This is a genomic window from Rhodanobacteraceae bacterium (assembly GCA_016713135.1).
GTDB lineage: Bacteria > Pseudomonadota > Gammaproteobacteria > Xanthomonadales > SZUA-5 > JADKFD01.
Map to the genome: position 1 here is coordinate 58,283 of JADJPR010000017.1, position 21,834 is coordinate 80,116.

Consider the following 21,834-nt stretch of genomic DNA (forward strand, 5'->3'; position numbering starts at 1 on the left):
GCTACATCCCCAGGAACGGCAGCCAGCTCCGCAATTGCGGTGCAAAGATCAGCCAGCCGAATCCTGCTGCGGCGATGAACGGTCCGAAGGGCATGGGTACCTGGGAGTCCTGCTTGCGCAGAGCCATGATGGTGCCGCCTACCACCGCACCCACGACCGAGGACATCAGGACAATCGGCAGGATCGCGCCGGCACCGAACCAGGCGCCCAGGGCGCCGAGCAGCTTGAAATCGCCATAGCCCATGCCCTCCTTGCCAGTCAGCAGCTTGAACAGCCAATACACCGACCACAGACTGAGATATCCGATGGCGGCGCCGATAATCGCCTGACGCGCGTCCACGAACAGCGGCACCAGCGAGAGCAGCAGTCCTGCCCACAGCAAGGGCAGCGTCAGGTTGTCGGGCAGCAACTGGGTGCGTGCGTCGATGCCGGTCAGCGCGATCAGCGTCCAGGTCAACCCGATGGCCGCGAGCGCCTCGGACCCGATGCCGAAGCGCCAGACACACAGCGCGGTGGCCACCGCCGTCGCCAGCTCCACCAAGGGATATTGTGGCGAGATGCGCAGCCCGCAGGCGCGGCAGCGGCCGCGTAGCAGCACGTAGCTCAGCACCGGAATGTTGTCGACGGCGCGGATCTGTGCCTGGCACTGCGGGCAGCGCGAACGGTCGGCAACCAGCCCGGGCGGGGCCTCCGGGAGGGCGCTGCCCGCGCCACCCAGGATCTCGTTCGCTTCCAGCCGCCAGCGGTGTTCCAGCATGGGCGGCAGGCGCAGGATCACCACGTTCAGGAAGCTGCCAACGATCAAGCCGACCCCCGCCGCCGCTGCGATGGCGACGCCGGGGTTCCCGTGCAACAGCGCGACGAACTCGTTCAGACCACCGCCGCCAGTTTGAAGATCGGCAGGTACATGCCGATGACCAGACCACCGACCAACACGCCGATGATGACCATGATGAAGGGCTCGAGCAGGCTGGACAGGGCATCCACGGCGTTGTTCACTTCCTGCTCGTAGAACTCGGCCGCCTTGACCAGCATGGTGTCCAGGGCACCGGATTCTTCACCGATCGCGGTCATCTGGACCACCATCAGCGGGAACAGGTTGACCTGCTTCATCGCCAGGTTGAGCTGATGACCCACGGCCACGTCTTCCTTGATCCGCTTGGTGGCCTCGTCGTAGATGATGTTGCCCGTGGCGCCAGACACGGTTTCGAGCGCTTCCACCAGTGGCACGCCGGCGCGGAAGGTGATGGCCAGCGTGCGGCAGTAACGTGCGACCGCCGAGTTGTGCATGATCTGACCGATCACCGGCAGACGCAGCAAGATCCGATCGATCAGGCGCGCAAAATTGCGCGAGCGCCGCAAAGCGGTGGTGAACGCGAACATCGCGCCCAACACGATGCCGAGGATGACCCACCAGTAGGACACCATGAAATTCGACGCATTGACGATCATTCGCGTGAAGGCAGGCAGGTCGGCACCGAAGCCCTTGAACGTGGCCTCGAATTGGGGCACGACGTAGATCAGGATGACCGACGAGACGATGACGGCTACCGCCATGACGGCCGCCGGATAGAACAGTGCCTTCTTGATCTTGCCCTTGAGTGTCTCGATGTTCTCCTTGTACGAGGCGATCGTATCGAGCACCACATCGAGCACGCCGGCGGACTCGCCAGCGCGTACCAGGTTCACATACAGCTCATCGAAGTACGCCGGGAACTTGTTGATTGCCTCGGACAGCGATGAGCCGCCCTCGATGTCCACCTTGACCGCCGTCAGCATATCCTTGAGGCGCGGATTGTTCTGGCCGCCGGCGATCATCTCGAAGCTCTGCACCAGCGGCACGCCAGCTTTCATCATGGTCGCCAGCTGGCGGCTGACCACCGCGATGTCGCGCGGGGCGATGGCCGCGCCAGACGAGCCGAAGATCGATGTGCGCTTCTGCGCCACCTTGGTCGCGTTGATGCCCTGCTTGCGCAGCGCCGCCTTGACCAGATTGGCGTTCTTGCCGAGCTCTTCGCCCTTGAGCTTGACCCCGCGCTTGTCGGTGCCTTCCCAGCTGAAAGTCTGCAGTTCACCGATGCCCCGCGACACTGGGGCCTTGGCACGGGAAGCAGTCGCGGTTGCCATGGTCATCAATCCTTGGTGACGCGGTTCATTTCGGCCAACGAGATCATACCAGCCTTGGCTTTAATCAGGGCCGAGCGGCGCAAGTCCGGAATTCCGGAAGTGCGCGCGGCTTCACCGATCTGGATCGCATTGCCGCCGCCGAGCACGATGCGCGCGATGTCCTCGGTTATCGGCATCACCTGGTAAATGCCGGTGCGGCCCTTGTAGCCGTCGTTGCAGCCGCTGCAGCCTACCGGCTCGAACAACTGCATGCTGGCGATGTCCTCATCGGTGAAGCCTTCGGCTTGCAGCGCGTGCTTCGGCAGCGACAACGGCCGCTTGCAGTCGTGCAGGCGCCGGGCGAGACGCTGGGCAATCACCAGGGTCACCGACGACGTGATGTTGTACGGCGCGATGCCCATGTTCATCAGGCGCGAAATGGTCTGCGGCGCGTCGTTGGTGTGCAGCGTGGACAGCACCATGTGCCCCGTCTGCGCGGCCTTGATCGCGATCTCGGCGGTCTCCAGGTCGCGGATCTCGCCGACCATGATCACGTCCGGGTCCTGGCGCAGGAAGGAACGCAAGGCAGCAGCGAAGGTCATGCCCGCCTTTACGTTCATCTGCACCTGGTTGATACCCTGGACGCGGATTTCAACCGGATCTTCGGCCGTCGAGATATTGCGCTCGTCGGTATTCAGGATGTTCAGCGCCGTATACAAGGAAACGGTCTTGCCGCTGCCCGTGGGGCCGGTCACCAGGACCATGCCGTAGGGTTTGTTGATCGCAGCGAGGAACAGTTTCTTCTGGTCGTCTTCGTAGCCCAGCTTGTCGATGCCGAGCTTGGCCGCCGAGCCGTCGAGGATGCGCAGTACCACCTTCTCGCCGAACAGCGTGGGGCAGGTGCTGACACGGAAGTCGACGGCCTTGGTCTTGGACAGGTTCAGCTTGATGCGACCGTCCTGGGGTACGCGCCGCTCAGCGATGTCCAGCGCGCTCATGACCTTCAGGCGTGCGGCCATGCGCGCGCTCTGCTTGACCGGTGCGGAGGCCACTTGGCGCAGGATCCCATCCATGCGGAAGCGCACGCGGTAGGCGGTTTCGTAAGGTTCGAAATGGATGTCCGACGCACCACGCTTGATCGCATCAACCAGCACCTTGTTGATGAACCTGACCACCGGGGTATCGTCGTTGCCCTGGACGTCGACGCCGCTCGCGGACCCGATGCCGCCTTCGGCGTCGTCGTCGCCGCCCTGCACGTCGAGGTTTTCCAGTCCCTCGGCATCGTCCATGCCTTCGGGCACCGAGTCGTTCTGCGACAGTGCCTGTTCTATCAGTCGGGTCAGCGTGTTGTCGTCGACGATGATCGGTTCGACCAGTGTCTTCGACTGGAACTTGATCTCTTCCAGTGCGCGATCATTGGTCGGGTCGGCGATGCCGATGAACATGCGGTTGCCGCGCTTGAACAGCGGCACTGCCCGGTGCTTTTCGATCAGTCCCTGCTCGATGGCCTTCAGCGGTGCCTGCTTGAGATCGATGGCGGAGGCATCGAACAGCGGCACGCCGAACTCCTGGCTGGCCGCCGCCGCTGTGACCTTGGGATCGGCAAGGCCATTCTCGATCAGGTAGGCGATCAGCGAGACGCGCTGCTTGGACGAGGCCTCGGAAGCCTTGCGCGCGTCCGCTTCGGACAGGGAGCCCTCGCTGACCAGACGCCGGGCGACGCCCGTCAGGCCAGTCAGCGTGGTGGTTTGCGGGTTGCTCGCCATGGCTCGCGGACCTCATGAGACTTCTGCGGAATGTAGCCCAAGCCCCGGAACTGCGAAAGTAGTTGTCCCGGAGACGGACGCGCGCCCAGCGACGGGCATATGGCGACAGGTGCACCCGGATTCGCAGCGGGTCCCACCGGGAATCCGTGATCCGGTTGGCGCCCGTTCATCTGGCTGCGGCGTGCTTGGGGGACGGCCAGACTCGTCTTGGCGCCATCATGAGTGTCGTATAATCAATAAGTTGCGGTTTATTCGACCGACTCCGTGCGGGCGATGAGGCGCGCCTGACGCGCCGCGCCGTTAGTCGTAAATGAACGCACAAGGTGACGACCGGCATTGTCACTGGAACTTCGATTGCGGCAACCTATCTACGGGTTCGAGCCCACAGCGGCTCAATCCGGTTCACTCCTCCCCCAATAGTGAACCTTCAAGCAGGGACGGGACCTCCCCAGCCCTCCCTGCGACCCCCAGGCCCCGGGCGCCTCCCCAACGCCCGGGGCCAACTTTTTCCGGCTCCGCGCTGTCAGACTGGTACTTTCCTGGTCGCAGCGCAGCCTTGCCTCCTCTGCCCACATTTCCGCTGCTCGCAGTCGCCTGGGCGGCGTTGGCCGTGCACCCGGGCGGTTCCGAGCCGGCCAAGGTTGCCGGCGTCGCCGCACTGGCGGCGCTGGCCCTGCGCGACGGCCGCCTGCTGCAGACCCTGCTGGCGCGGCGGGCGCTTGGCTTCAGTCTGGTCGCGCTGTGCCTCAGCGCCGCCGTTGCCGCCGAAACTGCCGTTGCGCTGATCGGCAGCGCGGCGCGCGCTCAGGGAGCGCTGATCGGCATGGTCCTGGCGCTGCTCGCCGCGCACGCATCGTTGCTGGATGCCGCTGGCCGTCGCGCGCTGCTGCGCGGCGTGGCGCTGCTCGGTGGCGTGATTGCGGCCTACGCGCTGCTGCAGCGGGCCGGCCTCGATCCCTGGCACTGGCGCGGCCAGCCCGATGCGCGGCCGATGGCGACGCTGGGCAACCCCACGGTGCTGGCCGGCTGGCTGTTGCTCGCGTTGCCCCTGACCCTGCTGCAGGTGCGCACCTCGCCGCGGCCCTTGGCGTGGGCCTTGCTCTCGCTGCTGCAGGCGGGCGCCTTGTTGGCCAGCGGTACGCGCAGCGCGTGGCTCGCGCTGGCCGGCGTGGGCCTGTTGCTGGTGGCCTCGAATTCGCGCCGGCGTTGGCTGCTGGCGGCGCTGCCGCTGCTGGCAGTGCTGGCGCTGCTGGCCGCGACCTGGCGTCCGGCATCGTTGCAGGACCGCGCCTGGCTCTGGCAGCTGGCGACGCATGCGCTGGTCGAATCGCCGGTGCTGACCGATCTCGACGGCCGGGCGGATGCGTTGGCGCCACTGCGCCGCTGGTTGGGATACGGTCCGGATGGACAACAGCCGGTGCTCGCGGCCGCCCGCGCGGAAGTGCCTGGCGTGCGTGTCGATGCGGCAGGCTGGGACGCCGATCGTGCGCACCAGTGGGTGCTCGATCGCGCGCTCGAGGGTGGCGCGCTGGGCGTGCTCGCGGGCCTGGTGCTGGCGGTCGCCGTGGGGCGCGCCCTGCACCGCGCATGGTGCAACCCGCACACCCGTGCCGAGGCGACCGCGCTCGGCCTGGCGCTGGGCGCCTGGGGAGTGCATCTGCAGGCCGCGTTCGCGCTCACCGGCGACCGCGTCCTCGGCTGGATCTGCATCGGCATGGCGCTGGGGCTGGTGGCGCGGACTGACGAGTCGCCGGCCTTGGCTGCGCGACATGCGTGGTCCGCCGGCGCGCTCGCAATGGCCGGTGGCATCCTGGTGCTCGCGGTCGCGGCGGCTGGGTGGCCGCCGTCGGCCTGGGCGCGCCGCTGGGCGCCAGCGCTTGAGGCCGAGCAGGAATTCGCTCGCGGCCAGGCGCTGTACGCGGCCGCCAGGGACCACCGGACCGCTGCCGCGGCGCTCTACGCGCAATCGGCCGCCGCCTTCGCGCAGGCCGCCGCGCTGCGTCGCTACGATCGGGATGCCGCCCTTGCCGCGGCCGCCGCGCTGATCGAGCAGGCGGCGCAGTCGCGTGCTGCAGCGCCCACCGCGCTTGCCCAGGCGCGGCACTGGACCGATGCCGCGGCCAGGCTGGATCCGCGCGATCTGCGGCTGGACGCCGTGCGGGCGCGACTGGCGGCCGTCTCCGGATCGGCCCCCGCCCGCTGAGTTGACCCGCCGCCGCGCACACGGCACCCTTGCGCCCCCTTTAACCGACGACCGCCATGGACAGCGCCAACATCGCTTCCGCGCTGACCCGGCAGGCGCGCGAGCGCCCGCACCAGATCGCCATCTTCGTGCCCTGCGGCGCCGACATCGCCGGGCGCCCGGCGCACACCCACCTGACTTACGCCCAGCTCGACGAGGAGTCGGACGCGATCGCCTGCGGCCTGGAGCGCATCGGCATCGGCCGCGGCGTGCGCACGGTGCTGATGGTGCGCCCGAGCGTCGAGCTGTTCGTGCTGATGTTCGCGCTGTTCAAGGCCGGCGCGGTGCCGGTGCTGATCGACCCAGGCATCGCCAAGACTGCGCTCAAGCAGTGCCTGGCCGAGGCCGAGCCCGCGGCTTTCATCGGCATTCCGCTGGCGCATGCGGCGCGCGTGGCGCTGGGCTGGGGGCGCCGGACCGTGCGCACGCTGGTCACGGTCGGCCCGCGCTTCATGTGGGGCGGGCACAGCTATGCCGAGCTCTTGAAGATCGGCCGCGAAGGCAGCGATGCACGCAAGCGCACGCCTGCGCGTCTGGCCGACACCCGCGAGGACGATCCGGCCGCGATCCTGTACACCTCGGGCTCGACCGGCATCCCCAAGGGCGTGGTCTACCAGCACCGCCACTTCATGGCCCAGGTGGACCTCTTGCGCGAGGCCTTCGACATCCGTCCCGGCGAGATCGATTTGCCGACCTTCCCGCCGTTCGCGCTGTTCGATCCGGCACTCGGGATGACCACGGTGATCCCGGAAATGGACCCCACCCGCCCGGCGATGGCCGATCCGGCCAAGCTGATCCAGACCATCCACGACTTCGGCGTGACCAATCTGTTCGCCTCGCCGGCGCTGGTCAACGCGATCTCGCGCTGGGGCGCGCCGCGCGGGGTCAAGCTGCCCACCCTCAAGCGCGTGATCTCGGCCGGCGCGCCGGTGCCGGTCGCGGTGGTCGAGCGCATGCGCAAGCTGCTGCCCGATGACGCGAAGCTGTGGACGCCGTACGGCGCCACGGAGTGCCTGCCGGTGGCGGTGGTCGAGGGCCGCGAGCTGACCGAGTACGCGCGTCCGCGCACCGAGCACGGCGCCGGCACCCTGGTTGGCCAGGTGGTCGCGCCCAACCAGGTGCGCGTGATCCGCATCAGCGATGCGCCGATCCCCGAATGGAGCGACGAGCTCGTCGTGCCCACCGGCACCGTCGGCGAGATCACGGTGGTCGGCCCCACCTCGACCGAGCGCTACTACAACCGCGCCGACGCCGAGCAGATCGCCAAGATCCGCGAGGACGGGCGCATCGTGCACCGCATGGGCGACCTCGGCTACTTCGACGAGGGCGGTCGCCTGTGGATGTGCGGCCGCCGCTCGCAGCGGGTGCAGGCGGCGGGTGGCCCGATCTGCACCGAGCAGGTCGAACCGATCTTCAACACCCATCCGCAGGTCTTCCGCACGGCGCTGGTCGGCATCGGCCCGCCGGGCAGCGAGGAGCCGGTGCTGATCGTCGAACTGGAGCCGGGCATCGGCCGCGAGGAGCACGCCCGCATTCGCGAGGAACTGCTCGGCATGGCCGCGCGCCACCCGCACACCCGCGGCATTGCGCGCATCCTGTACTACCCGCGCTTCCCGGTCGACATCCGCCACAACGCCAAGATCGGCCGCGAGTACCTCAAGCGCTGGGCCAGCGAAAAGCTCGGCGCACCGCTGCCGCAGGTGGCGATCGGGACGGAGCGACAGGCGTGAGGGGCGGAGCGGGGCACGGGGCACGGGGCACGGGGCACGCCAAGGGCGCGCATTTCCGAGAGACCGCGCAAGGCTGGGGGACTCGAACGAGCCTTCCATGGCGGGATCCGCCTCTCCATCCGTGCTGGCCGCCCATGGGTGACTGGAGTAATCCGGGGAACCGGGATGGCGCCGCGCCCGCGTGCCCCGTGCCCCGTGCCCCGTGCCCCGCTTCACCCAGGCATTCCCCATGCGCGCCCTGGTGACCGGCGGCGGCGGCTTCCTCGGCAGCGGGATCTGCCGTGCGCTGCGCGCGCAGGGACACGAGGTGGTGTCGCTGCAGCGCTCCGCGGCGCCGGAACTGGCGGCCATCGGGGTGGCGGTGCGCAGCGGTGACATCGGCGACGCGCAGGTGGTCGCCGACGCCGCGCGCGGCTGCGACACGATCTTCCACGTGGCGGCCAAGGCCGGCCACTGGGGCAGTTACGACGAGTACTTTCGCGCCAATGTCAGCGGCACGCGCAATGTGCTGGCTGCGTGCCAGCAGCATGGCATCACCCGCCTGGTGCACACCTCGACGCCGAGCGTGGTGCATGCGGGCGGCGACCTGGAAGGCGTCGACGAGCGAACGCCGCTGGCGACCCGCTTCCAGGCGCACTACCCGGCGACCAAGGCGATCGCCGAGCAGGAAGTGCTCGCCGCCAACGGCCCGGCGCTGGCCTCGGTGGCGCTGCGTCCGCACCTGATCTGGGGGCCGGGCGACAACCACCTGCTGCCGCGCATCCTCGCGCGCGCCCGCGCCCGTCGGCTGCGCTTCATCGGCCCGCCAGGAAAGCTGATCGATGCCACTTACATCGACAACGCGGTCGACGCGCACCTGAAGGCCGCGGCGACCCTGCAAGCCGGCGCGCCCCATGCCGGACGCGCCTATTTCATCTCGAACGGCGAGCCGATCGCGACCGAGGACATGATCAACCGATTGCTAGATTGCGCGGGCCTGCCGCCGGTGCATGCGCGCATTCCCTTCGGAGTGGCGTATGCCGTCGGTGCCCTGCTGGAACTGGCTTACGGCACCTTGAGGCTCAAGGGCGAGCCGATCATGACCCGCTTCGTCGCCGAGCAGCTGGCCACCGCGCACTGGTACGACATCAGCGCCGCCGCGCGCGATTTCGGCTATACCCCACGGGTGAGCATGGACCACGGCTTCGCCGCGCTGCGCGTAGCGCTCTCGGGTGGCGCTCAGCGGCAGCGGTAGTCTGCGGAATCGACGCTGGCGCGGAAGGGATCGGTCAGTGCATCGGTGCACTCGCCGGCGAGCAGGCGGCATTTGGGCAGCAGGTTCAGCGGAACCAGCGGCTCATGTGCGCGAGTCGCGCACCGCGCGCGCTCAGGCGCACGCGGCCATCACGGATCTCGATGGTGCCCGATTCGCTCGGTCAGGGTGGCGCCCGTGGTTTGGCGCAAGTGGGCTCTGTTCGAGGCGATTTCGCTGGGGTTGTCGGTGACGCTGGTGCTCGGTTGTTCGTGGGAATAGGTCTTGCCTGCGACCTTGTCGCTTGTCGCTTGTCGCTTGTCGCTTGTCGCTTGTCGCTTGTCGCTTGTCGCTTGTCGCTTGTCGCTTGTCGCTGTCGCTTTGGCACTTGTGGGAGCGGGCTTTGCCCGCGATCTTTTCGCTGTGGCTGTTGCCCCTTGGCTATTGCCTTTGATCTTGAAGCGAGAGGCTTCAAGCGGAAAGCTTCAAGCGCAAAGCTTCAAGCGCAAAGCTTCAAGCGGAAAGCTTCAAGCGGAAAGCTTCAAGCGGAAAGCTTCAAGCGGAAGGATTCAAGCCCGGCGCCAACCCGAACTCGCCCAGCCGAGGCCGCGCAAAGCCTTCCCAGCCTGTTCGGGGAGTCATCCCCGCGCCTTCCAGGCCGCCAGAACCTCCGCCTCGCGCTCGGGCTTGAGGCCGGACTTGAGTGCGGCCTGGCGTTCGGCCGGCTGGGCGTGGAACCACGCCAGCGTGTCCGCGGCGGTGGTGGCCAGTGGCCGGAAGCTCAGGCCCGCCGCGAGCGCGCGGGCGATGCTGATGCGGGCGAAGCCCTCCGATTCGCCCTGACCCGGCACCCACACCGGCAGGTCGCCCCACGGGGCCACCTTCTGCGCTTCGAGGAAATCGCCGGAAACGAAGGTGAACTTCGCGCCCTGCGTGGTGACCGCGCGAATGCCATAAAGCATCGCCGCGACCGACATCTCGTAGTCCGGGCCAGTCGCGTTGTAGGTGCCCAAGGCACGCGCCTCGGCCATGCGGATGGTCCATTCGGCAAGGTCGCGCGCGTCGATGAACTGGACCGGGTCCTCCTGCGGCGGCGCGAGCACCTCACCGCCCATTTCGATGCGCACCGGCCAGTAGCTGAAGCGGTCGGTCTCGTCGCCCGGGCCGACAATCAGTCCGGGACGGATGATGGTCAGCTGGTCCTTGAAGTACTTCGCCGCCTGCGCCTCGCACCCTGCCTTCATCGGGCCATACAGGGCCATGTTGGCCATCAGGGTGTCGCGGGTTTCCTTGAGGATGTCCTCGCCCTGGTACACCGCCAGTGCGCCGCTTTCGTCCTGGCCCGGCTTGCTGTTGTCGGCGTACACCGAGATCGTCGAGATGAAGATGTAGTGCTTGACGTTGCCGGCCAGTACTTCGCCGACATCGCGCACCCAGAAGGGCACGCTGGTCGGGTTGTCGATGCACACATCCCACTGGCGGTCCTTGAGCGCGGCGACGTCGCCGGTGCTGCGATCTCCAGTCAGCTCCTCCACCTCGGCGGGCCAGTCCTGCGGGCGCCGGCCGCGGTTGAACAGGGTGATCTTGTGGCCGCGCGCCAGCGCGTAGCGCACCTGGTGCGGGCCGGTGAACCCGGTGCCGCCGAGGATCAGGATGTTGAGCGGCTTGTCTGCTTTCGCCACCGGTGCGGCGGCGAAGGCCGCGCGGCTGGCGGTGGCGCCGACGGCGGCGGCGAGGATGCCCAGCTTGAGCAGATCGCGGCGAGTGGTGTGCATGCGGTTCTCCGGGTCGGGGGTCAGTGCAGCGGGGGGGACTCGCTGCTGGGGATCAGCGGTCGGCGGGGCGGGAAGGGCACCAGCGGCGGCGGTTCGGGCGGTTCGTCGCGGACGACCATCCGGCGATGCTGCACGCCCAGCCAGGCGGCCAGCGCCACCCAGGCCAGCGAGACCGGTATCCCCGCCGCGGCGATGCCGGCGCTGCCGATGCCGATCGCCGCCAGGCCCGCATGGGTCCAGGCGCCGACCTGGTCGCCCAGGCGGTAGACGAAGGTGTCGATCAGGTTCTTGGCCTTGTACTTGTCCTCGCGCGAGAGCGGCACGAACAGCACCTCGCGCGCCGGATTCGACAGCCCGAAATTGGTCACCCGACGCGCCACCTGGAACACCACCACGGCACCCAGCACCGGCGTCAGCGACAGGGTCAGGAAACCGCCGACCGACATCAGCGGCAACAATGCCAGGGTCATGCCCACGCCCAGCGCGCCGAGCGCGCGGCCGGTCAGGAAGAGCTGCAGCACCAGCGTCAGTGCGTTGATCAGCATGTCGACCTGGGCGAAGTAGGCGGTGCGCTCGGCGCTGTCGCTGATCGACTGCCCCACGATCTCCGCCTGCAGGAAGTAGAGGAAGGTCGATCCCACGGTGTACAGCAACATGTAGCCGCACACGCCCAGCAGGTAGGGCGAGCGCGCCGCGGCGCTGAATCCGGCATACCACTGGCCGCCGATGACTTCCGCTTCCAGTTGCGCCGCTTCCTCATCGCCGGCGGCGGTGTGGCGCCCCAGTTGGCGCATGCACCACAGCGCGCCTTCGAGCAGCAGTGCCGAGATCAGCAGCAAGGGCAGCGTGCCGAGGTGCTCCACCGCCAGTGCCGTGATCATGCCGCCGGTGAGCCCGCCCAGGGTGCCACCGGCCGAGATCACGCCGAACAGCCTGCGTGCCGCCTGGCTGCGGAACACATCGGCCATCACCGCCCAGAACAGCGATACCACGAACAGGCTGTAGACACTGAGCCAGATGAAAAACACGCGCCCGATCCACACATGCGTGGATTCCGGCAGCAGCGACAGGGCCAGCAGGAAGCCGACCAGGCAGGCGGACATCGCGCGGTAGGACCAGGCGATGAAGCGCGGGCGCGGCAGCCGCGCCACCAGCGAGGAGAACAGCGGGGACACCAGCAGGGTGGCGACCAGCGTTCCGAGGAACAGCCAGGGCAGGTTGTCGACGCCGCCCGCGACGCCCATCTCGTCGCGGATCGGGCGCAGCACGTAGTAACTCGCCAGCACGCAGAAGAAGTAGGCGAAGGCCAGCATCAGCGGCCCGCGCTCGCCGTCGCGCACGCCGAGCAGCGCGGCGTAGGCAGACGGGCGTTCGGGCAGCGCGCTCATGCGGGATCCGGCGGCGGGGGTGTGCCGAGTCTAGGCGCGGAAACGGCCTGCGGCGCAGGTCGAAGGTCACTGGCCCTGCGGTCGTCTGCCGGCGCGCCCGCCGGTTCAGCCACAACCGCTAGAATCGGCGCCAGTTCGCGTCCCAGCGGGCTCCTCGATACCCGCTTGCAAGGAAGCAACCATGTCCGAATCCACCGCGCCCGCCAGTTTCACCGACCTTGGGCTCCCCGACGCGTTGCTGCAGACGCTCGCATCCGTCGGCTACGAATCGCCCTCGCCGATCCAGGCCGCGACCATCCCTCCATTGCTGGAAGGGCGCGATGTGCTCGGCCAGGCGCAGACCGGTACCGGCAAGACCGCGGCCTTTGCGCTGCCGATCCTCGCGCGGCTGGAAATGAACCGGGCCAAGCCGCAGGCGCTGGTGCTGGCGCCGACGCGCGAGCTCGCGATCCAGGTGGCCGAGGCCTTCCAGCGCTACGCCCAGCAGATGCCCGGCTTCCACGTACTACCGATCTATGGCGGCCAGGGCTATGGCGCGCAGTTGCATGGCCTGGCGCGCGGCACGCATGTGGTTGTCGGCACGCCAGGACGGGATCAAGGACCATCTGGCCCGCGGCACGCTGGATCTGTCGCAACTGAAGGTGGTGGTGCTCGACGAGGCCGACGAGATGCTGCGCATGGGTTTCATCGACGACGTCGAGAGCATCCTCGAGAAGACCCCGGCCACGCGCCAGGTGGCGCTGTTCTCGGCCACCATGCCGGCGCCGATCAAACGCATCGCGCAGACCCACCTCAAGGATCCGGTCGAGATCGCGATCCGCGCCGCCACCACCACCGCCGCGGCGATCCGCCAGCGCTACTGGCTGGTCAGCGGGGTGCACAAGCTCGACGCGCTGACGCGCATCCTCGAAGCCGAGCCCTTCGAGGCGATGATCGTGTTCGCGCGCACCAAGCTCGGCACCGAGGAACTCGCCGAGCGGCTGCAGGCGCGCGGTTTCGCCGCGGCTGCGATCAATGGCGACCTGCAGCAGGCGCAGCGCGAGAAGACCATCCAGCGGCTCAAGGAAGGCCAGCTCGACATCCTGGTCGCCACCGACGTCGCCGCGCGCGGGCTGGACGTGGAGCGCATCAGCCATGTGCTGAACTACGACATTCCCTACGACAGCGAAGCCTACGTCCATCGCATCGGGCGTACCGGCCGCGCCGGGCGCAGCGGCGAGGCGATCCTGTTCGTCACCCCGCGCGAGCGCCATCTGCTGCGTGCGATCGAACGCGCCACGCGCCAGCCAATCGACCCGATGCTGCTGCCGACGGTACAGGCGGTCAACGAGCGGCGCATCGCCAAGTTCCAGAAGCGCATCAGCGAGGCGCTGGAGGCGGCCGACCTCGACATCTTCCGCCGCCTGATCGCCGACTACGCGCACCAGCACGAGGTGTCGGAACTGGACATCGCAGCCGGACTGGCGCGGCTGGTACAGGGCAAGACCCCGCTCCTGCTCCCGGCCTCTGGCGAGACTGCCGCTGCCGGCGAGGCGCCGATGCCGTCGACCGAACGCGCGATGCGCCCGCCACGCGCCGACCGCCCGGTGCGCGAGCGTTCCGAGTCGTCCCCGTTCGGCAGTTCGCCGCGCACTGAGCGCAGCGAGCGGCCGGCCCCGGCCGAGCGTGCCGCGCGCCCGCCGCGCGCGTCCGCGAGCGAAGCGCCGCGGCCGGATTTCGACAGCGGCCCGGCCCGTCCGCCGCGCCCGCCAAAGGACCGCAAGGCCCGCACCAGCGGCGATGAAGCACCCACGACGCTGGAAACCTATCGCGTGGAAGTCGGCCACCGCCACGGCATGAAACCCGGCAACCTGGTCGGCGCCATCGCCAACGAAGCGGGACTCGAGAGCCGCTTCATCGGTCGCATCGAAATCGAGGACGAATACAGTCTGATCGACCTGCCCGAAGGCATGCCCAAGGACGTTTTCCAGCACCTCAAGAAAGTCTGGGTCTCCGGCCGTCCGCTGAAGATCTCCCGGGTCAAGGACAACGAGCCCGAGGCCCGTCCGCGCAGCAAGCGCGAACCCGGCGAGGCAGCGCCGAAGCGGCGCAAGCCCTGACGCTCGCGCGGCCCGGCGGAAGAGTTTGGGACGCAGAGCACGCAGAGGAAAGGCAGAGAGAACGCGGAGAATCGCGTTGGGGCGGACTGGAGCCCGGCGCGCGCAGCGCGTCCCCGGGTGCGACGAGTACCGCGCGCGGCCAGCGGTTCGGCACTCCAGGGGACTGTCTGGCGGCTTGCGGCGCAGGATCGCGATCGAAGCCGCTCCTCTCTGGGCCGCGCGCCTTCTGTGACTCTGCGTCCCGCCCGCCAACAGTGCGGCGGGCCAGATCGTGCGGGACTCACTCGGCCGAGAGCTTGGCCAGAGCGGGCGCGCGCTTGAGGTTGAGGACCAGTTCGGACAGTTGCTCGAAGGCCGGCGGTTCGATTTCGCTGAACTCGATGCCGATGCGCGTGCCGTGTACGTGCGCCACCCGGGCGCGTGCCGCAAATGGTCGGGTTTCGTCCAGTTCCAGCAGAACCTCGATCGGCTCGCCACCCTTGCACGCCGGTTCGCTGTCCGCTTCCAGCAGCGCGCCGTTCAGCGACAGATCGATCACGCGCCCGCCCAGGCCCGCCGGCGCAATGCAGCGGAAGCGCCCCGGCAGCTCGAAGCGCGGTTCCTGGCGGCGATCGAGGAAGACATGGCCCATGTCGGGAGTGGACTCCATGACGAACTCGTATGCTCCGTACTCTGCATCCATCGGGCTACCCCAGGTGTGCGGTTCATCACCGTACCGGGTTGCGATGCAGATTCTGCGCCAAGTTTGCCAGTGATGCAGGCCGGTCACGGACATGAATGGGCTGCGAGATCGCCTGCACTCTGTTCATTGACCAGACGATCAGGAGCGGTTATAGTCCCGCTCCTTTGTTTCAAGACTCATTGGACGAGGTTTCGTCATGTACGCCGTATTTGCGACTGGTGGCAAGCAGTATCGAGCAGCCCCCGGTGACGTTCTCAAGGTTGAGAAGCTGGACGCCGCCCCGGGTGAAGTGGTTGAGCTGGACCAGGTGATGCTGGTCGCCGATGGCGACCAGATCGCGGTCGGGGCTCCGCTGGTCGCGGGTGCGAAAGTGGCAGCCACGGTGAAGAGCCATGGCCGCGCGGACAAGGTGTACATCGTGCACTTCCGTCGCCGCAAGCATCACCGCAAGCAGCAGGGTCATCGTCAGCACTACACCGAGATCGAGATCACCGGCATCAACGCCTGATCACGAACTCGCAGAGGAGAGATAAGTCATGGCACACAAGAAGGCAGGCGGCTCAACCCGCAACGGCCGCGACTCCAACCCGAAGTACCTCGGTGTGAAGCTTTTCGGCGGCCAGGCGGTCTCCGCGGGCAACATCATCGTGCGTCAGCGCGGCACGCAGTTCCATGCGGGCTCGGGCGTCGGCCTCGGTCGCGACCACACGCTGTTCGCGCTGACCGACGGTACCGTCAAGTTCCACGTCGGCGGTCCGCAGAAGCGCCGTTTCGTGAGCGTGGTCTCCGCCTGAGCGGAACCTCAGCTGCACGCGAAAAGCCCCGCCGCGCGCGGGGTTTTTTGTTTCTGCAGGACGGGAGTCCCGAGTCCCGAGTCCCGAGTCCCGAGTCCAGCCCAGAGATGAGATATGAAATTCGTAGATGAAGCGCGGATCCAGGTGCATGCCGGCAACGGCGGCAACGGTTGCGTGAGCTTCCGTCGCGAGAAGTTCATACCGCTCGGCGGCCCCGACGGCGGCGACGGCGGGGCGGGTGGCAGCGTCTGGCTGATTGCGGACGAAGGGCTGAACACCCTGGTCGACTTCCGCCACCAGCGTTCCTTCCGCGCCGAGCGCGGGCAGAACGGCATGAGCCGCCAGTGTTATGGCAAGGGCGGCGACGACCTCACCATCCGCGTGCCGGTCGGCACCGTGGTGATGGATGCGGGTACCGATGAGCTGATCGGCGACCTGACTGCGCACGGCCAGCGCCTGCTGGTGGCGCAGGGTGGCCGCGGCGGCCTCGGCAATGTGCATTTCAAGAGCTCGGTGACACGCGCGCCGCGCCGGGCCACGCCAGGCACGCCGGGGGAAGAGCGCGAGCTGCGCCTGGAGCTCAAGGTGCTGGCCGATGTCGGCCTGCTCGGTTTCCCGAATGCCGGCAAGTCCACCCTGATCCGCGCGGTGTCCGCGGCGACGCCGAAAGTGGCCGATTACCCGTTCACCACCTTGCACCCCAATCTCGGCGTGGTGCGCGTGTCCACCGACCACAGCTTCGTGGTCGCCGACATCCCGGGCCTGATCGAAGGTGCATCGGAAGGCGCGGGCCTCGGCGTGCACTTCCTCAAGCACCTGCAGCGTACGCGCCTGTTGTGGCACGTCGTCGACCTGGCGCCGTACGACGAGGGCGTGTCGCTCTCCAAGCAGGTGCGCGCGATCGAGCGCGAGCTCAAGCAGTTCGATCCGGAACTGATCGAGCGCCCGCGCTGGCTGGTGCTGAACAAGTCCGACGCGTTGCCGCCAGGCGAGGCCGAGGTGCGCGCCAAGGCGCTCAAGCGCAGCCTGCGCTGGAAGGGGCCGGTGTTCGTGATTTCGGCTTCCGAGCGCCGTGGGCTGGAGCCGTTGATCTATGCCACGATGGAAGCGCTGAACGCGATCAAGCGCCCCGCCGAAGCCGAGGAATGACCTGCGGTCGACATGTGCGGACATGAAAAAGCCGGCGCGTAGCCGGCTTTTTCGTGTAGCGATGTTGCCCGGATCAGGCGGCGGCCGGCGCGGCCAGCTTGCGGATCGCGGCGGTCAGGCGGCTCTTGTGGCGGGCAGCCTTGTTCTTGTGGATGAAGCCGTGCGCGGAGATGCGGTCGATGATCGGCACGGCCGTCTTCAGCGCGGACTCGGCGCCCGACTGGTCACCGGCCTCGATGGCCTTGACGACTTTCTTGATCGCCGTGCGCAGCATCGAGCGCACGCTGGAATTGTGGGCGTTGCGCTTGTCGGCCTGACGCGCACGCTTCTTGGCGGACTTGATATTTGCCACGGACGGACTCCAAAACTGGGTGGGCTGAACAAAAGACCGCGGAGCATAGCGGTCCGGGAGGGCATTCGTCAATCCAACCGATTTCAGCGACATCCTGCGTTCATCCCCGCACGGCGTTGGTGGGTTTGCGTTACCTTTACCCGCTCCACGGCAGACAGCGAGGAGCCCGCAGATGGCCAGCGGCAAGCGCAAACCAGGGACTCCCGATCCGCCAGCGACGGCCGTCGCGCCACCTGCCGCCAGTCCCCCACGGAGCGCCCCGATGAATGATGCAACGCCAGACCGCAACGTCGACCAGATCCGCGACATCCTGTTCGGCGGCCAGATGCGCGACTACGAGCGCCGCTTCCTCGACCTGTCGCAGCGGCTGGAGAGCGAAAGCCAGCGTTTGCACAGCGACCTGGACCAGCGCCTCGGACAGTTGGAGAAGCGCGTCGACGACCAGTTCGACAAGCTCGGCAAGCAGCTGCGCCAGGAGATCGCCGACCGCAGCGCCGGTATCGACGACCTGGAGTCGCGCATGCAGCAGGGCCAACGCACGCTGCGCAGCGAGTTGCAGGGTGGATTGCAGGCGCTGGAAGGCGATTTGGCGGCGAAGGACGAGCGTTTGCGCGAGGGGCTCGCGGAACTGCGCCAGATGCTGCTGGCGCGCGCGGGGGAGCTGCAGCAGGCACTGTCGCGCGCCGACCACGATCTGCGTGCGGACAAAGTCGGGCGCAACGACCTGGCCGGCATGCTCACCGAGCTGGCGCTGCGGCTGAACGGCGAGGCAGGCTGATCGACGCGCGGCCGTTGCCGTGAGCGAGTTCGAACGACTGCGCGAGGTCTTGCTGGCCCCCGAGCAGGCCGAACTGGCGCGTTTGCGCGCAGCCGAGGCCGCGCTGCCCGAGCGCCTGCCGGAGTTGCTCGACCAGGCCGAGCGCGGCGACCGCCGCGAGGCGCTGCACCGCGCGCTGGCGCCGGTGGTGGCTGCCGCATTGACCGACGCCGTACAGCGCGATCGCCGGCGCATTGTCGATGCGCTGTTTCCGATCATCGGCCCGGCGATCCGGCGCGCGATCGCCGAGGCGCTGCGCGGCTTCGCCGCCGACCTGAACCGCGCACTGGAATACAGCCTGACCCCGCGCGGGCTCGCCTGGCGCTTCGAATCCTGGCGCAGCGGCGTGCCCTTCGCGCAAGTGGTGATGAAGCACTCATTGCGCTACCGCATCGACCACCTGTTCCTGATCGAGCGCGAATCCGGCCTGCTGCTGCACCGCCACTCGGCGCCGGAACTGCCCGATCTCGATGCCGATGCGATCGCCGGGATGCTTACCGCGATCGGCGATTTCGTGCGCGATTCGGTCAACGCCGAGAGCGATGCGGGCCTCGCCTCGGCGACCGTCGGCGAACACCTCCTGCAAGTCGTCGAGGGCCCGTTCGCGGTGCTCGCCTGCTTCATCCGCGGGGTGCCGCCGCCGGCGCTGCTCGACCGCCTGCGCGCGGCGCTGGAGGACCTGCATCGCGCCGCCGACGCGCACCCGGGCCCCGTGCCCTTCGACTGGGATGCTGCAGCGGACGCGCCACTGGCCATCGAGGCGCTGGTCGATCCTGCCGAGGCAACGGTGCGGCCTTCGGCGCGCTGGCCGCTGTGGTTGCTGGTGGTCGTGCTACTGGCGCTCGCCGGCGTTTTCGGCTGGCGCAGCTGGCAGCGGATGGAGGAGGCGGACCGCTTGCGCGCCGCGATCGCCGCCGCGCCCGGTTGGGAACTGCTGGATCTGCACCACGCCCAGCGTTGGCAGGTCGACGCCCTGCGCGATCCGGATGCCGCGGCGCCCGCGGAGGTGCTGGCGCGGGCGGAAATCGCCGGAGGTCGAGTCGACCTGAACCTGCGTAGCTACCTGTCGCTGGATCCGCCACTGCTGGCCATCCGCGCGCAGCGGATTCTGGCGCCACCGCAGGGGGTGCATATCGAGGTCGCCGACGGCCGGCTGCGCGCCACCGGCAGCGCGCCGGCGGACTGGGCTGCGGCTCTGCCGGGCCGCGCGCTGCTGATTCCCGGCGTGCAATCGGTCGATGCGAGCGCGCTCCTGCCGATCAGCGCCGACGACCCGCGACGGCAACTGCGCCAACTCATCGACGCGGCCAACGCGATGCGCGTCGAATTCGCGCGCGGCCGTTCGCGCCTGGCAGGCGATGCCGGCGCCGCCGCGGAAGCGCTCGCGCTCAAGGTGGCGCAGGCCATGGCGGAGGCGGATCGCCTGAAGCTGCCGGTGCGGATCGTCGTGTATGGCTGGAGCGACGACAGCGGTAGCGCTAGCCTCAACGCCAGGCTGCGCGCCCGCCGCGCGCAGGAGCTTCGGGAGGTGCTGGTGCGCCACGCGGTCCCGCCGGATTCGATCACGCTGGTCACCGACGACGTGCAACTCGCACTGCCCGCGGCCGGTGTGCGCTTGTTGCTGGAGCCCGCCGATGGCTGAGACCTCGCGCAAGATCTGCCTGCTCGGCGACTTCGCCGTCGGCAAGTCCAGCCTGGTGGCGCGCTTCGTGCGCCAGACCTTTTCCGACAAGTACCTGACCACGGTCGGGGTCAAGGTCGACAGCAAGCGCGTCGAGCTGTCGCCGGACCTGGCGATGAAACTGGTGATCTGGGATCTTGCCGGCAAGGCCGAACTGGACAGCTTGAACCGCAGCTACATCCGCGGTGCGCACGGCTTGCTGCTGGTGGCCGACGGCACCCGCGAGGCCAGCCTGCGCGCCGCGCTGTACCTGTGGATGCAGTCGCAGAAGCAGCTGGCTGGCGTGCCGGTGGTGCTGCTGGTCAACAAGCTGGACCTGATCGATCGCTGGGAAGTCTCCACCGAGGACATCGCGCGCCTGCAGCAGAGCCTGCCGACCTGGCGCACCAGCGCGATGGACGGCGTGGGCGTCGAGGAAGCCTTCAGCGAACTCGCCCGGCGGATTGCGGAGCAGTCGCCATGAACCGCTATCCGCCGAAGGTCGCCGCGACGCTCCAGCAGCGCCTGGTCGACAAGGCGCATCCGCTGGTCATCAGCATCGACCGCGAGCGCCAGGTGCGCGAGATCCAGGGCGATGCCGCGCGCTATGGCTATCCCGGCAACCAGGTCGGCCCGCTGTTGCAGCTGTGCGCCGACATGCTGGTCGGCGCGGATGCCGGGCAGCCCGGCTATTGGCCGCTGGTGCACCTGGAGCAGGGGCACCACGTCGCGCTGCACTGGATCCCGGACGCGCCCTTCGACCACATCATCATCACCGATTCGGACCTGTGCAATGCCGAGCTGGCCGAACGCCAGCAGGCCGCCAACGAGCTGGCGCTGGCCGGCATCGAGAAGTCCCGCACCATCCGCGAGCTCAAGCGCGTGCGCCTGGAGCTGGAGGCGCGCGAGCAGGCGCTGAAGGACACCCAGCAGTTCCAGCGCCGGCTGATCGATACCCTGGCGCACGATCTGCGCACGCCGCTGACCTCGATCAGCGGTTACGCCGCGCTGATGCAGCCCTATGTGGACGACATCACACCGCTCAAGCGCGCCCTCGGTGCGATCCAGCGCAATGCGATGTACCTCAAGGCACTCGCCGAAAACCTGCTTGAACTCGCGCGCCAGGGACACCCGGAAGCGGCAGCGCTGCAGCGCCAGCCGGTGTCGCTCACCGAGCTGGCCAGCGATGTCGAGACCATCGTGCGTCCGATGGCCGATGGCAAGGGACTCAGCTTCGAAGTGCGCGCGCAGCCGGTCGATCCGCGCATGCCGTGTTTCGACCCGCTCAAATTGGAGCAGGTGCTGCTCAACCTGCTGAGCAATGCGGTCCGCTACACCCCGGCGGGCGGCCGGGTAGACGCACAGATCGATTGGGACGGCCACGCACTCACCTTGACCGTCACCGACAACGGCATCGGCATCGCGCCCGAGTATCAGCAGCGCGTGTTCGAGCCGCTCAACCGCGGCGCGCAGCAAGGGCGCGAGGGCGCTGGCCTCGGCCTGTCGATCGTGCGCCAGCTGGTGGACGCCATGGGTGGCCGGCTGGAACTCAAGTCGGCCGTGGGCGTGGGGACGCGGATCGAGATCCGCCTGCCGGAGGAACCACGCGCAGCGGCAAATGACACCACGCCTGCTGTGCCGGGCGAGCCGGCGCTGACGCTGGCGAGCCGCCGTGTGCTGATCGTCGACGATGACCCGGACATCTGCGAACTGCTGCTGTGGTCGCTGCGCGAAATCGGCTACGAGGCCGAGATCCTGAACGACGCGGGCAAGGTGCTGGCGCGGGTAGATGCCCTCGACCCCGGCCTGATCGTGATGGATGTCGACCTGGGCCTGCGCTCGGGCCTGGTGGTCACCCAGGAACTGCGTCTCAACGGCTACCGCGGCGCCATCGTGGTGTTCTCCGGCGCCGCCGACCAGCGCACGCGCCGCGCCGCCGAACGCGCGGGCGCGGATGCCTTCCTGCCCAAGCCGCTGGACCTGACCCGCTTCCACGACTGGATGAAGCGTCTGCTGCCAGCGGCATGATCGCTCGGCCGGAGT

At 68.3% G+C, this 21,834-nt stretch carries 17 protein-coding genes and 1 pseudogene; 11 read left to right on the forward strand and 7 right to left on the reverse strand.

Features of this window, described 5'->3' with window-relative positions; genetic code table 11:
* Position 1: 1 nt before the first annotated feature.
* The 3 genes from IPK27_13925 to pilB are packed head-to-tail and all read right to left on the reverse strand — an operon-like array spanning position 2 to position 3,872.
* Positions 2 to 874 (reverse strand): prepilin peptidase, encoded by an 873-nt coding sequence (locus tag IPK27_13925; protein ID MBK8068679.1) that lies wholly within the window; start codon positions 872 to 874, stop codon positions 2 to 4.
* Entirely contained in the window at positions 871 to 2,127 is a 1,257-nt protein-coding gene (locus tag IPK27_13930) for a type II secretion system F family protein (protein MBK8068680.1), read from the reverse strand. The genes IPK27_13925 and IPK27_13930 overlap by 4 nt, the downstream gene beginning before the upstream one ends.
* 5 nt (positions 2,128 to 2,132) lie before the next feature.
* The gene (pilB, locus tag IPK27_13935) at positions 2,133 to 3,872 is read right to left on the reverse strand and encodes a type IV-A pilus assembly ATPase PilB (GenBank protein MBK8068681.1); all 1,740 of its coding nucleotides are present in this window, start codon (positions 3,870 to 3,872) and stop codon (positions 2,133 to 2,135) included.
* A 604-nt stretch (positions 3,873 to 4,476) separates the two neighbouring features.
* Here pilB and IPK27_13940 point away from each other — a divergent pair.
* The 3 genes from IPK27_13940 to IPK27_13950 all read left to right on the forward strand — a co-directional run bounded on the left by IPK27_13940 (position 4,477) and on the right by IPK27_13950 (position 9,078).
* Positions 4,477 to 6,075, forward strand: coding sequence for a hypothetical protein (locus IPK27_13940; protein ID MBK8068682.1), 1,599 nt, complete (start codon positions 4,477 to 4,479; stop codon positions 6,073 to 6,075).
* A 56-nt stretch (positions 6,076 to 6,131) separates the two neighbouring features.
* Positions 6,132 to 7,844: an AMP-binding protein gene (locus IPK27_13945; GenBank protein ID MBK8068683.1), complete on the forward strand. Its 1,713-nt coding sequence runs from the start codon at positions 6,132 to 6,134 to the stop codon at positions 7,842 to 7,844.
* A 229-nt stretch (positions 7,845 to 8,073) separates the two neighbouring features.
* Positions 8,074 to 9,078, forward strand: coding sequence for an NAD-dependent epimerase/dehydratase family protein (locus IPK27_13950; protein ID MBK8068684.1), 1,005 nt, complete (start codon positions 8,074 to 8,076; stop codon positions 9,076 to 9,078).
* A 635-nt stretch (positions 9,079 to 9,713) separates the two neighbouring features.
* Here IPK27_13950 and IPK27_13955 read toward each other — a convergent pair.
* Together IPK27_13955 and IPK27_13960 are read right to left on the reverse strand one after the other, a co-directional pair.
* Positions 9,714 to 10,850 carry an epimerase gene (locus IPK27_13955; GenBank protein ID MBK8068685.1) on the reverse strand — a complete coding sequence of 379 codons (1,137 nt, stop codon included), beginning with the start codon at positions 10,848 to 10,850 and terminating at the stop codon, positions 9,714 to 9,716.
* 20 nt (positions 10,851 to 10,870) lie between these two features.
* The gene (locus IPK27_13960; protein MBK8068686.1) at positions 10,871 to 12,238 is read right to left on the reverse strand and encodes an MFS transporter; all 1,368 of its coding nucleotides are present in this window, start codon (positions 12,236 to 12,238) and stop codon (positions 10,871 to 10,873) included.
* Between the two features lie 181 nt (positions 12,239 to 12,419).
* Between IPK27_13960 and IPK27_13965 the strand changes: the two are divergent.
* A pseudogene (locus tag IPK27_13965) lies at positions 12,420 to 14,337 on the forward strand (DEAD/DEAH box helicase).
* A 280-nt stretch (positions 14,338 to 14,617) separates the two neighbouring features.
* On the opposite strand, the gene IPK27_13970 reads toward IPK27_13965, so the two are convergent.
* Positions 14,618 to 14,986, reverse strand: a complete 369-nt coding sequence (locus IPK27_13970; protein ID MBK8068687.1) for a PilZ domain-containing protein — start codon at positions 14,984 to 14,986, stop codon at positions 14,618 to 14,620.
* 229 nt (positions 14,987 to 15,215) lie between these two features.
* On the opposite strand from IPK27_13970, the gene rplU reads away from it, so the two are divergent.
* From rplU to obgE, 3 genes are all read left to right on the forward strand, one after another.
* A complete protein-coding gene (gene rplU / locus IPK27_13975) occupies positions 15,216 to 15,527 on the forward strand; it encodes a 50S ribosomal protein L21 (protein MBK8068688.1) in 312 nt (103 codons plus the stop codon).
* Between the two features lie 28 nt (positions 15,528 to 15,555).
* On the forward strand, positions 15,556 to 15,813 hold the full coding sequence (rpmA, locus tag IPK27_13980) for a 50S ribosomal protein L27 (protein MBK8068689.1): 258 nt from the start codon (positions 15,556 to 15,558) through the stop codon (positions 15,811 to 15,813).
* Between the two features lie 114 nt (positions 15,814 to 15,927).
* Positions 15,928 to 16,962 (forward strand): GTPase ObgE, encoded by a 1,035-nt coding sequence (obgE, locus tag IPK27_13985; GenBank protein MBK8068690.1) that lies wholly within the window; start codon positions 15,928 to 15,930, stop codon positions 16,960 to 16,962.
* Positions 16,963 to 17,035: 73 nt separating this feature from the next.
* Here the strand turns inward: obgE and rpsT are convergent, their stop codons facing one another.
* The gene (rpsT, locus tag IPK27_13990; protein ID MBK8068691.1) at positions 17,036 to 17,314 is read right to left on the reverse strand and encodes a 30S ribosomal protein S20; all 279 of its coding nucleotides are present in this window, start codon (positions 17,312 to 17,314) and stop codon (positions 17,036 to 17,038) included.
* A 262-nt stretch (positions 17,315 to 17,576) separates the two neighbouring features.
* Here rpsT and IPK27_13995 point away from each other — a divergent pair, with 262 nt between their 5' ends.
* The 4 genes from IPK27_13995 to IPK27_14010 are packed head-to-tail and all read left to right on the forward strand — an operon-like array spanning position 17,577 to position 21,819.
* Positions 17,577 to 18,092 (forward strand): hypothetical protein, encoded by a 516-nt coding sequence (locus IPK27_13995; GenBank protein ID MBK8068692.1) that lies wholly within the window; start codon positions 17,577 to 17,579, stop codon positions 18,090 to 18,092.
* Between the two features lie 19 nt (positions 18,093 to 18,111).
* Positions 18,112 to 19,773, forward strand: a complete 1,662-nt coding sequence (locus tag IPK27_14000; GenBank protein ID MBK8068693.1) for an OmpA family protein — start codon at positions 18,112 to 18,114, stop codon at positions 19,771 to 19,773.
* Positions 19,766 to 20,275, forward strand: coding sequence for a GTP-binding protein (locus tag IPK27_14005; GenBank protein MBK8068694.1), 510 nt, complete (start codon positions 19,766 to 19,768; stop codon positions 20,273 to 20,275). The genes IPK27_14000 and IPK27_14005 overlap by 8 nt, the downstream gene beginning before the upstream one ends.
* A complete protein-coding gene (locus IPK27_14010; GenBank protein ID MBK8068695.1) occupies positions 20,272 to 21,819 on the forward strand; it encodes a hybrid sensor histidine kinase/response regulator in 1,548 nt (515 codons plus the stop codon). Before IPK27_14005 ends, IPK27_14010 begins: the two co-directional genes overlap by 4 nt.
* Positions 21,820 to 21,834: the final 15 nt, after the last annotated feature.